We start from the raw sequence: 11111 nt of genomic DNA on the forward strand, positions 1-11111 counted from the left end.
ACGAAATCGGGAGGAAACGCATGGACATCGTGCTCATCGGCGGCCTGTGGCTCGACGGCTCGGCCTGGGACAAGGTTGCACCGGCGCTCGAGGAGCGCGGTCATCGCCCGCGTCCGCTGACGCTGCCCGGCCAGGGCGACGGGAACGCTTCCGCGACGCTCGACGACCAGATCGCTGCCGTGGTCGCAGCCGTCGATGCAAGTGCCGAGAAGCCAATGGTCGTGGGCCATTCCGCGGCCAGCGGGCTCGCGTGGATCGCGGCCGACCGGCGGCCGGACAAGATCGCCATGTCGGTCATGATCGGTGGGTTCCCGGGCAGCGACGGCGAGACGTACGCGGACTTCTTCCCGGTACGCGACGGCGCGATGCCGTTCCCGGGGTGGGAGCCGTTCGATGGCCCGGACACGGCCGACCTGGACGACGACACCATGGCGGCGGTGCAGTCCCGGATGATCCCGGTGCCGGAGACCGTCTCGCGCGGCATCGTCAGCTTCGTTGACGAGCGCCGTTACGACATGCCGGCCGTACTCGTCTGCCCGGAGTTCGCGCCCGCTGACGTCAAGGAGTGGATCGCCGCGGGCGAGCTGCCCGAGCTGACGAAGGCGCGCGACGTCTCGTACGTCGACCTCGACGCCGGGCACTGGCCGATGTTCAGTGTCCCCGACGAGCTGGCGCGGGTCCTGTCGGAGCTCGCAGCGGACGCCGACGATGGCGCCTGACGTACGTCCGCTCGACGCGTCGACGTGGGAGGCGTTCGCCGAGCTCGTCGAGCGCAACAACGGAGTCTTCGGCGGTTGCTGGTGTGCGGGCTTCCACCCCGAGGGATGCCAGGATCGTGCCACCAACCGTGCGGTCAAGGAGCAGCGCGTACGCGAGGGGCAGGCCCACGCCGCGCTCGTCCTCGATGACGAGGGCCTCGCCCAGGGGTGGTGTCAGTACGGCAGCGCCGACGAGCTGTCCCGGATCAAGCATCGCCGCCGCTACGAGCAGGACGTACCGCCCCGGCCGGACTGGCGGATCACGTGCGTCTTCGTCGACAAGCGCCATCGTGGCCAGGGCATCGCCCGGGCCGCGCTGGACGGTGCACTCGACCAGATCGCCGGCCTCGGCGGCGGGCTGGTCGAGGCGATCTCCGAGGTGACTGTCGGGCGAGACACGCCGGGTCTCTCGCGAGTGGCGCAGATTCGCTGCAAGCGCCGGCCGCTGAGCAACGAACCTGCGCCACTCGCGAACCAACAGTACCGACGAGTTGTATGCAATGCCGCGCAGAAGATCTAGGCTCGTCCGCCCGCGGCCACCTGCGGGCGCAATGACGACCACGCCGCGCGAATATGCGACCGCATGACCGACTCGGCCCAGTCGGGGTCGCGGTCGTCCAACGCCTGTACGAGCTCCTGGTGATGAGAGAGGCTGCGCGCAAGTGCATCGCGCGAGTAGAGCGAGAACGTGCGCGAGACCAGCGGGACGCGGACGACCGATGCGACCAGGCTGCGTAGCCGGGAGTTGCCGGACGCCTCGAGGATCGCGCCGTGGAAGCGGTTGTTCAGGTCGGTGAGCTCGACGAGGTCGGGCCGGCGCTTGGCCGCGACTGTGTCCATGGCGTCGGCGAGCGTGCCGAGCTGCTCGATGTCGGCGAGCCCGGACGTCGCCGCGAGGCTGCATCCCCACGGCTCGAGCAGCGTACGTAACGCGAAGATCTCCTCGAGATCCTCGGTACGCCAGCTCTGTACCTGCACCCCGCGGTTCTGTTGATACAGCACGAGGCCTTCTGCGGCGAGCCGTCGCAGAGCCTCGCGTACGGGAGTGCGGCTGACGCCGATGTCGCCGGCCAGGTCGGTTTCGCGCAGCCAGTGACCCTCGGGCAGGTCGCCCGTGAGGATCCGTTCGCGGATCGTCTCGTACGCGTGCGTGGCGGCCCTGCCGGTCTCGACGCTGGTGGTGTTCTCGGTCATCTCGGCTCAGAGACTAGCAGTTGCGGGACGTTCACCTTGCGTGGCAATTGTATGCAATCTGTTGACGAGCGACCAAGCCGCGGCCTAGTGTCGGAACGACGACGCGGATCTCGCGATCACTTCCTGGCGAGTCGTATACGAAAGTGGGTTTCGTCGGTGACGAGCGAGGACCATCTCCCACTCGACGATCTGCGTGTCGTCGAGCTCGGACAACTGCTGGCGGGCCCGTTCTGCGGCCAGTTGCTCGGTGACTTCGGCGCCCAGGTGATCAAGGTCGAAGACCCGTCGTCCGGCGACCCGATGCGGCAGTGGGGACGGGAGAAGCCGTACGGCCAGTCCCTGTGGTGGCCGGTCGTCGCACGCAACAAGTCGTCCGTGACCGCGAACCTGCGCACTGAGGCCGGCCAGGATCTCGTCCGCCGGTTACTCGCCGACGCAGACGTGCTCATCGAGAACTTCCGTCCCGGCACGCTCGAGCGATGGGGCCTCGCCCCGGAGGTGCTGTGGGAGGTCAACCCCCGGCTGATCGTCACCCGGGTCACCGGGTTCGGACAGGACGGCCCGTACGCGCAGCGCGCCGGATACGGGTCGATCGGCGAGGCGATGGGCGGCATCCGGTACGTCACGGGCGATCCCGACCGCCCGCCCGCGCGTACGGGGGTTTCCCTGGGCGACTCGCTCGCGGCGACGTTCGCCTGTCTCGGCACCCTCGTGGCACTGCACCAGCGTGGCCGCGACGGCCGCGGACAGATCGTCGACTCGGCGATCTACGAGGCGGTGCTCTCGCTGATGGAGTCGATGATTCCCGAGTGGCAGGTCGCCGGCTACCAACGTGAGCGGACGGGCGCGACATTGCCTAACGTCTCGCCGAGCAATGCGTACCCGACCGGTGACGGCGAGATGTTGCTGATCGCCGCCAACCAGGACACCGTGTTCGGTCGGCTCGCCGAGGTGATGGGCAGAGCCGAGCTGGCGTCCGACGAGCGGTACGCGACGCACAGCGCTCGCGGGGCCTACATGGACGAGCTCGACGGACTGATCGCCGCGTGGACATCGACGATCAAGGCCGACGACCTGCTCGAACGCCTCCACGAGGGCGGTGTCCCGGCCGGACGGATCTTCCGGGCGAAGGACATGTTCGCCGATCCACACTTCGCCGCCCGAGACGCGATCGTACGACTTGCCCACCCCGATCTGGGTGAGTTCGCCGTCCACAACGTCGCGCCGAAGCTGTCTGCAACACCCGGCGCCGTACGCCGGCTCGGCCCAGCGCTCGGCCAACACAACAACGAGATCTATCGCGACGTGCTGGGGCTGAGTGACGACGAGCTGTCGTCGCTGCGCTCCGATGGCGTCATCTGAAGGAGAACCAATGACCCACAGGCTTGGCGTCGACGTCGGAGGCACCTTCACCGACGTGCTCCTGATCGACGAGGACACCGGCGCGACGTACCGCGAGAAAACGCCGTCAACGCCCGACGACCAGTCCGTCGGCGTGCTGCGCGGCATCACCAGTGTGTGCGCGGATGCGGGCGTCGACATCGGAGACATCAGATCCGTGCTCCACGGCACCACCGTCGCAACGAACGCGATTCTCGAAGGTAAGGGCGCGCGGGTCGGGCTCGTCACGACGCAGGGCTTTCGGCAGGTGCTTCAGATCGCTCGATCATTCGTCCCGGGCGGACTCGCGGGCTGGATCATCTGGCCCAAGCCGGAGCCGCTGGCCGCGCTCGAGGACACGGTCGAGGTCGCCGAGCGCGTCGGCAGCGAGGGCGAGGTCGTCCGTGCGCTCGACGAGGACGACGTACGTACGCAGTTGCGCAAGCTGAAGGCGCACGACGTCGAGGCGCTGAGCATCAGCCTGCTGAACTCGTACGCCAACCCGACCCACGAGCGGCGAGTCGGCGAGATCGCCGCCGAGGAACTGCCCGGGTTGCAGGTCTCCCTCTCGTCGACCGTGCTTGCCGAGCTGCGCGAGTACGAACGCACCCTCACGACGGTCGCGAACGCCTGCGTACAGCCGCGGGTCGCGCGTTACGTCGAGCATCTCGAGTCGCAGCTCGAGAAGGCCGGCGCCGACGGGAAGCTCTACATACTGCGCAGCGACGGCGGCCTGGTGTCGGCGAAGGCGGCCGAGGAGAATCCCGTGTCGATGCTGATGTCCGGCCCCGCGGGTGGTGTCACGGGCGCGGTGCGCGTCGCCGAGCAGACCGGGTTCGCCGACTTCCTGACCTTCGACATGGGCGGAACGTCGACCGATGTCGCGCTCGTGCAGAACTTCGCACCAAGGGTCGGTCGGGAAACCAGCGTCGGCGATCTCACCGTGCGCGCCACCTCGGTGGACGTACGTACGGTCGGTGCCGGCGGAGGGTCGATCGCGCACGTACCCGAACTGACGCAGGCGCTGCGGGTGGGTCCGCAGTCCGCCGGCGCCGCGCCAGGGCCGGCGGCGTACGGCGCGGGTGGCACCGAGCCGACCGTGACCGATGCCAATGTCGTCCTCGGCTATCTGCCGACCGAGCTCGCGGGCGGTGAGCTGCCCCTCGACCGGGACGCCTCGGTCGCGGCGGTGAAGTCGATCGCGGACGGCACCGGCCTCGGATCGGTCGAGGCGGCCGCACAGGGCATCATCGACATCGTCAACGAGAACATGCTCGGCGCGCTCCGGCTCGTCTCTGTGCAGCAGGGCTTCGACCCGCGCGACTTCGCGTTGATCGCGTATGGCGGTGCAGGGCCGTTGCACGGCAACGCGCTCGGCAAGCTCACCGGAGCGTGGCCGGTCATCATCCCGCCGTCGCCGGGAGTGCTGTGTGCGTTGGGCGATGCGACGACCGGGCTCCGGGACGAGGCCGTTCGCACGCTCGTCCGTACGTTCGGCCAGCTCAGTGACGACAGCCTGAGGCAGATCCTCGACGAACTCTCCGCCGAGGTACGCGCGTCGCTCACCGAGCAGGGCGTACCCGAGTCGGAGCAGCAGGTCACGTACGGCGCCGACCTGCGTTACCACGGGCAGGGCTTCGAGATACCTGTCGACATCGACGTCGCCGCGTTCGACGGCTCGGGAGGCGGGCTCGCCGCGCTGCGGACGGCCTTCGATGCAGAGCACGAGCGACTCTTCTCGTTCCTGCTCGACAACGAGCACGAGCTGGTCACCGTACGCGCGACCGGTAGCGGACCACGACCGACGGTCGCCGAGACGGTGTTGGCGGATGGTGAGGCGGACGCGGTTGGTGCCGCCGTGCGCCGCCAGCCGATCTGGGTCGATGGTGCACAGGTCGAGGCGACGATCTACGAACGCGGCAAGCTCGTGGCCGGCAACGTCGTCGCAGGCCCCGCGGTGATCACTGAGATGGACTCGACGACCCTCGTACTTCCCGACCACGCGGCGACCGTTCACCGCAGCGGCAGCCTGCTGATCCGCCCGATCGACAGCCAGGAGGGCTGACACATGGCACGTTTGATCGAGACGGCGACCGAGCCACTCCGCAAGGTCGACGTCGACCTCGTCACCGTGGACCTGGTGGAGAACGCCCTGCGCAACGCGCGCTACGAGATGGACGAGGTGCTGTTCCGTACCGCGCTGTCGCCCGGCATCCGCGAGCAGCACGACGAGTTCCCGCTGATCGGCGACCCCGAGGGCAAGATGGTCGTCGGCCAGTTCGGGCTGTCGATCCCGGACTTCCTGGAGAACTTCTCCGGCACCATCGAGGAGGGCGACGTACTGCTCACCTCCGACCCATACTCGTGCGGTGCCGCGATCAGCCACGCGAACGACTGGCTCGTGGTGATGCCGATCTTCTTCGAGGGACGGATCGTCGGCTGGTCCTCGATGTTCGGGCACATGTCCGACGTCGGCGGCAAGACACCGGCGTCGATGCCGACGGACGCGCGCACGATCTACGAAGAGGGCGTGGTCATCCCGCCGATCAAGATCTACAAGCAGGGCGTACTCGCTGATGACGCGCTGGCGATCATCCTGAACCAGGTACGTAAGCCCGACTGGAACCGCGCCGACCTCAACGGCCTCGTCGCCGCCTGTCGTACGGCCGGCCGGCGGATCCAGGAGCTGTGCGCGCGGTTCGGTGCCGATACGTACACCTCGACGCTCGAAGCGCTGCTCGACCGCAACTACCGGGCGATGAAGGCGCTGCTGCAGATGGTGTTCAAGGACGGCGAGACGCTGTCGTTCACCGACTACATCTGCGACGACGGCGTCGGGTACGGGCCGTACGAGCTGAAGATGAGCCTGACCCGCACCGGCGACAAGGTGCTGATCGACCTCACCGGCAGCAGCCCGCAGGCGCAGGGGCCGATCAACTACTTCATCAACGAGAACCTGATGCGGATGTTCTTCGGGATCTACATGATCACCGTCGCCGATCCGCAGATCCTGTGGAACGACGGGTTCTATCCGCTGGTCGACGTGAAGATCCCGGAGGAGTCGTTCTGGAAGCCGAAACACCCTGCTGCGTTGAACGGACGCAACCACGGCATCGGTCGCGTCTTCGATCTCTTCGGCGGGCTGCTGGGGCAGACCAACCCCGACCTGCTGAATGCTGCGGGCTTCTCGTCGTCGCCGCACTTCATGTACTCCGGCAACTACACCGACCCGGAGCGCAAGGGGGAGTGGTTCCAGCTGTACTCGATCGGGTTCGGCGGCATCCCCGGCCGCCCGATCGGCGATGGGCCCGACGGACATTCGCTGTGGCCGTCGTTCGTGAACATCCCGTGCGAGTACCTCGAGTCGTACTATCCGATGCGCATCGAGCGTTGGGAGACGATCACCGACACCGGCGGTGCGGGTCTGCACCGCGGCGGTAACGGGGTCGAGGTCGCGTACCGGTTCCTCGAGCCGGGCACCATCGCGATCCACGACGACCGCTGGCTCACGTACCCCTGGGGTGTGAACGGTGGCGCGCCGGGCGCGCGCGGGCGTAAATGGATCGACCGGGCTGACGGCAGCACGGAGATCCTGCCCAGCAAGGTCCATGACGTTCACGTGTATCCCGACGACGTGCTGCATTTCGTCACCTGGGGCGGGGGTGGCTGGGGCGATCCGCTCGAACGCGACCCGGAGCTCGTCGCTCTCGAGGTCCGGCGCGGCCTGGTCAGTGCCGACGGCGCGCGCGAGTACGGCGTGGTCTGCGACCACGCGGGCACGGTGGACGCGGCGGCGACCGAGGAGCTGCGGTCGGCAATGCGCGCGTACCGACCTGACGTACTGCCGACGTTCGACGCCGGGCCGCCGCTCGAGACGATCCTCGAGCGGTGCGAGGCGGAGACCGGACTCCCGGCACCGAAACCGCCGGTGGCACTGTGAGCTGTGATGGCTGACCACGCATCCGGCTTCGCCGGCACGCTGACTCCCGGGGAGCGGCCGGCCGTCTTGGCGATCGACCTGATGGCCGCGTACTTCACGCCGGGTAGTGCCTTCTGCCTGCCGTCGCGGGACTGTCTCGAGTCGGCGGCGCGGGTCGTCGAGGTGGCGCGGGTGGCCGGCGTGCCGGTGATCCACACGAGGGTCGAGTTCGCTCCCGATGCCGTTGACGGCGGCGTCTTCGTGCAGAAGGTGCCGGCCCTGAAGGCGCTCGCGGGCGGGGGCGAGCTCGGGCGGTTCATGCCGGAGGTCGCGCCGCGCACGGGCGAGCTCGTGTTGGTCAAGCAGTATGCGAGCGCGTTCTTCGGCACCACGCTTGCGTCGACGCTGAACGCGATGCGTGTCGACACCGTCGTGATCGTCGGAGTCAGCACGAGCGGTTGCGTACGCGCGAGCGCGGTCGACGCGATCCAGCACGGGTACGTGCCGCTGGTCGTACGCGATGCCGTCGGAGATCGTGGGCCAGAGCCGCACGAGGCCAACCTGTACGACCTGCAGGCCAAGTACGCGGAGGTCATCGCCGAACCGGCCGCGCGCTGCTATCTGAAGGGCGGAGGAACCGGTGCAGATCCTGGAAGTCGCCCCTCGCGATGGGCTTCAGAATGAGTCGACGCAGCTGTCAACCGACGACAAGGTGGAGCTGGTAGCCCGGGCGGTATCCGCGGGCGCCCGGCGGGTTGAGGTCACCAGCTTCGTGCACCCGAAGGCCGTACCACAGCTGGCCGATGCCGAAGACGTGATGGCGCGGGTCGAACGGGTCGAGGGAGTTCGCTACGCCGGGCTGGTGATGAACGAGCGCGGCCTCGACCGTGCCGTCGCGGCCGGTGTCGACGAGGTCGACATCGTGGTGGTCGCGTCCGACACGTTCTGCCAACGCAACCAGAACATGACGACGTGGCAGGCGTGCGACGTCGCCGCCGGCCTCGTCTCGCGTGCCCGGGACGCCGGGCTGTTCACCACGGTGACGATCGGGGCGTCGTTCGGCTGCCCGTTCGAGGGTGATGTGCCCGTCGCCCGGCTACGTGAGGTCGTCCTGCGCGTCGTCGACGCGCGGCCGGACGAGTTGGCGCTGGCCGACACGATCGGCGTCGCGGTGCCGAGCGACATCATCGACCGGGCCGGGTGCGCGATCGAAGTGGCAGGACCGCAGATCGGATCGCGACTGCATCTGCACGACACGCGCAATACGGCGATCGCGAATGCGGTCGCTGCGCTCGAGGTCGGCGTCGAGACGCTGGACGCCAGCATCGGTGGTGCGGGCGGGTGCCCGTTCGCGCCCAACGCCACCGGCAACGTCGCGACCGAGGACCTCGCGTACCTGTTCGGCCGGATGGGCGTCGACACCGGGCTCGACCTGGACTCGCTGATCGACTCCGCGGTCTGGTTGGAGGAGCGCCTCGGGAAGGAGCTCCCGAGCGCGCTCGCTCGCGCGGGTGGGTTTCCACCGGCCTGAGCCAAAGAGTTCGCGGAGTTGTTGGGGTATGAGCGGGTCCGGACCACCGGCAACCCCGCAATCTCCCGGCGACAGCGCACGTCACGTTCGGTCGGCGTCAGCCACCGGACAGCAACCGAGCCCCCTGGCGGCGCGGTCGCGAGTAGCCGCACCTACCTCAGCGATACAGGGAGGGGCGCGTGGAGGCTTGTCCGCCAGGCCCAGGTGCCGGTCGGGCCTTGACGACATTCGCTCATCCCGCTGCACGGAAGGCGTCGTAGCGCTGCGCCAGCCGGTTGCGCTCGGGGTGGTCGCTGCGCCGGATGGGCAGTGTCAGTGGACGGCTATTCATTTTCCTGGAGTCCGTGGCGCAGCATCGGGTTCCCATGACACGTGGATGCGGCTCAGTCCACTCCCTCGCTTGCGGCTAGTCGTCGAAGAGGTACGTGAAACGCCCATCGGGCGCCGCATCGCCCTGTGTGTAGAAGTCCATCACATCGCCGCTGCTGGGCACGTTGTCTGCCACCTTGAACTCCAGATGCAACGTGCCTCGGGCCTTCGGTCCCATCGGTTTACGCGGAATCGTCAGCTGCAGCTCGTTGCCCTCCACGCGATAGTGGACGGCCCGTATCTGCTCCCAGGTGCCGTCGCCGCGTGCCGCTTCGAGTCTGGTCGTGTCGTCACCGATGCCGCGACGGTTGACCGCGAAGTCGTATCCCTTCCAGCCGTTCTCATCGTTGCCGTCGACGTTGAGGTACAGCGTCATCCAGTCCTTGTCGGCGCCGACGATCGGGTCGACTGTCCGCACGTAGAAGGAGACGTTGCGCGCATCGCGTGCGACCTTGACCTCGTCGATGTCGTTGCGCCCGCTGTTGTTTGTGTACGTGACACCGCCGAAGCCGGGGTGTGAACGTGGCTCGGTGTCGCGGACGAAGTCGCGGTACGAGGGGCGTACGGAATCCCATTGCGCGAAGTCACTGTCGACGTCGATTCGGCGTCGTTTGCTCGGCTTCGGAGCAGGGTCCAGGCCCTTGTAGCGACGGATGTAGTCGACGAGTTGCAGGTAGTAGTTGTCGTTGTACCCACCGGCCATCGGCTCGACGTCGCGGCTGAACTCCGTGGTTGCCTGGTCCACGAAGAAGATCGGTCGATCCGCGGGCCGCTCCTTGCCGTCCCAGCCCGGGAAGTCGCCCCCGAGCCGCTGGGCGACCCACTCGTTCCAGCCGGTGACCGCGACGATGCGCGGGTCGACCTGTAGCGCCCGATCCCATTGCTCCGAGAAGTTGTAGCCCCATTTGTACGCACCGGGCGACGTGTCGAGCGCGCCGTCGTGGAAGCTGCGCGACCAGTTGTTGCCCGCGCCGTAGAACGGTTGGTCGCTGAAGGGAAAGTTGTTGTGCACAGCGGCGGCGACGTTCACGATGTCGGGTTTGCCGTCGAGCATGAACACGTCCTGGGGACGTTCGAAGCTGATCCAGGGGAATCCGCCCTTCTTCTTCGGTTCGTTCGGCCACTGGTTGCGCCGCCAGGTGAAGAATTCGCGGATCTCCGGCGAGACTTCGTCGGGGTTGCCGATGATCATCGGCTTTCCGTCGAGTTCGAACCACAGTTGGCGATAACGTCCCGGCTCGTACAGGTCGTCGTACAGCTTCTGGATCGTCGCGCCCGAACTGCTGTTGGTGTAGAAGACGATCTGCGGTACGTCCCACCCCTGTCGGCGGACGTCGTCGAAGACCTCGAGCAGCCGGTCGTACACGTTCTTGTACGTGAACGCGTTCGTGACGTCGAAGTAGAGGAAGTCCACCTTTGCGGCGGCCAACATCTGCGTGTGCTTGCGCAGCACCCAGGCGTCGTCACTGAAGTAGTAGTCGTACAGAGGCTTGCCCCAGTGGTGATGCGCGCCGTAAGGCCCCCATACGGGGTTGTCGGGGTCGTGTACCGCTTCGGGGTGCTCCTCGAGGATCTTGGTGATGTTGTACGGGCCCGACTGCCCGTGTTGGCCGAGCCAGAGGAAGTAGAACAGGCCGACGTACCGGTTCTTACGGGGTCTGGTGACCTCGCCGGGCTCGGAAAGGGATCGACCGAGGTCGTCGGTCGCCGTGAGGAGACCCGGGTCGAAGGTGCCTGGAGGCGACACCGCGCCTTGCGCCATCGGCCCCGCCGCCCGGTGGCCGCCGTCCGCGCCGTCGGCGCCGGTCGCCGCGGACGCGAGTCCCATCGAGGCGACCAGGGCAACGGTCGCGATCGTGGCGCTCCAGCCCTTGCCTGGGCGGCGTCGTACGTCTCGAGAGTGACTTGGCCTGCGTGCGTCCATTGGTCGACGACCTTCGTTTAAAGGTTTCACTCCTGG

9 protein-coding genes are annotated in these 11111 nt (G+C 67.7%); 7 read left to right on the forward strand and 2 right to left on the reverse strand.

Going from position 1 to position 11111, the window contains the following annotated elements; all coding sequences use genetic code 11:
* Positions 1 to 20: 20 nt before the first annotated feature.
* Both L0C25_RS19350 and L0C25_RS19355 read left to right on the forward strand, forming a co-directional pair.
* The gene (locus L0C25_RS19350) at positions 21 to 719 is read left to right on the forward strand and encodes an alpha/beta fold hydrolase (RefSeq protein ID WP_271633415.1); all 699 of its coding nucleotides are present in this window, start codon (positions 21 to 23) and stop codon (positions 717 to 719) included.
* Positions 709 to 1278, forward strand: a complete 570-nt coding sequence (locus L0C25_RS19355) for a GNAT family N-acetyltransferase (RefSeq protein ID WP_271633416.1) — start codon at positions 709 to 711, stop codon at positions 1276 to 1278. The genes L0C25_RS19350 and L0C25_RS19355 overlap by 11 nt, the downstream gene beginning before the upstream one ends.
* On the opposite strand, the gene L0C25_RS19360 is transcribed toward L0C25_RS19355, so the two are convergent.
* Positions 1275 to 1952: a GntR family transcriptional regulator gene (locus tag L0C25_RS19360; protein ID WP_271633417.1), complete on the reverse strand. Its 678-nt coding sequence runs from the start codon at positions 1950 to 1952 to the stop codon at positions 1275 to 1277. The two genes, L0C25_RS19355 and L0C25_RS19360, sit on opposite strands and share 4 nt — an antisense overlap.
* Before the next feature lie 156 nt (positions 1953 to 2108).
* On the opposite strand from L0C25_RS19360, the gene L0C25_RS19365 reads away from it, so the two are divergent.
* Genes L0C25_RS19365 through L0C25_RS19385 form a run of 5 tightly spaced genes read left to right on the forward strand, consistent with a single transcriptional unit; the run spans position 2109 to position 8782 of the window.
* Entirely contained in the window at positions 2109 to 3314 is a 1206-nt protein-coding gene (locus tag L0C25_RS19365) for a CaiB/BaiF CoA transferase family protein (protein WP_271633418.1), read from the forward strand.
* 10 nt (positions 3315 to 3324) lie between these two features.
* The gene (locus L0C25_RS19370; protein ID WP_271633419.1) at positions 3325 to 5397 is read left to right on the forward strand and encodes a hydantoinase/oxoprolinase family protein; all 2073 of its coding nucleotides are present in this window, start codon (positions 3325 to 3327) and stop codon (positions 5395 to 5397) included.
* Positions 5398 to 5400: 3 nt separating this feature from the next.
* On the forward strand, positions 5401 to 7272 hold the full coding sequence (locus tag L0C25_RS19375; protein WP_271633420.1) for a hydantoinase B/oxoprolinase family protein: 1872 nt from the start codon (positions 5401 to 5403) through the stop codon (positions 7270 to 7272).
* Between the two features lie 6 nt (positions 7273 to 7278).
* On the forward strand, positions 7279 to 7935 hold the full coding sequence (locus tag L0C25_RS19380) for an isochorismatase family protein (RefSeq protein ID WP_271633421.1): 657 nt from the start codon (positions 7279 to 7281) through the stop codon (positions 7933 to 7935).
* Positions 7892 to 8782 carry a hydroxymethylglutaryl-CoA lyase gene (locus L0C25_RS19385; RefSeq protein ID WP_271633422.1) on the forward strand — a complete coding sequence of 297 codons (891 nt, stop codon included), beginning with the start codon at positions 7892 to 7894 and terminating at the stop codon, positions 8780 to 8782. The genes L0C25_RS19380 and L0C25_RS19385 overlap by 44 nt, the downstream gene beginning before the upstream one ends.
* Positions 8783 to 9188: 406 nt before the next feature.
* Here L0C25_RS19385 and L0C25_RS19390 read toward each other — a convergent pair whose 3' ends face one another.
* Positions 9189 to 11075 carry a hypothetical protein gene (locus tag L0C25_RS19390; RefSeq protein WP_271633423.1) on the reverse strand — a complete coding sequence of 629 codons (1887 nt, stop codon included), beginning with the start codon at positions 11073 to 11075 and terminating at the stop codon, positions 9189 to 9191.
* Between the last annotated feature and the right edge of the window lie 36 nt (positions 11076 to 11111).

The organism is Solicola gregarius, assembly GCF_025790165.1.
In the GTDB taxonomy this organism is placed as follows: domain Bacteria; phylum Actinomycetota; class Actinomycetes; order Propionibacteriales; family Nocardioidaceae; genus Solicola; species Solicola gregarius.

Bases quoted from the DNA above. Each gene is read 5' to 3' on its own strand.
- L0C25_RS19350 (WP_271633415.1), top strand. From the start codon at position 21: ATGGACATCGTGCTCATCGGCGGCCTGTGGCTCGACGGCTCGGCCTGG.
- L0C25_RS19355 (WP_271633416.1), top strand. From the start codon at position 709: ATGGCGCCTGACGTACGTCCGCTCGACGCGTCGACGTGGGAGGCGTTC.
- L0C25_RS19360 (WP_271633417.1), bottom strand. From the start codon at position 1,952: ATGACCGAGAACACCACCAGCGTCGAGACCGGCAGGGCCGCCACGCAC.
- L0C25_RS19370 (WP_271633419.1), top strand. From the start codon at position 3,325: ATGACCCACAGGCTTGGCGTCGACGTCGGAGGCACCTTCACCGACGTG.
- L0C25_RS19375 (WP_271633420.1), top strand. From the start codon at position 5,401: ATGGCACGTTTGATCGAGACGGCGACCGAGCCACTCCGCAAGGTCGAC.
- L0C25_RS19380 (WP_271633421.1), top strand. From the start codon at position 7,279: ATGGCTGACCACGCATCCGGCTTCGCCGGCACGCTGACTCCCGGGGAG.
- L0C25_RS19390 (WP_271633423.1), bottom strand. From the start codon at position 11,075: ATGGACGCACGCAGGCCAAGTCACTCTCGAGACGTACGACGCCGCCCA.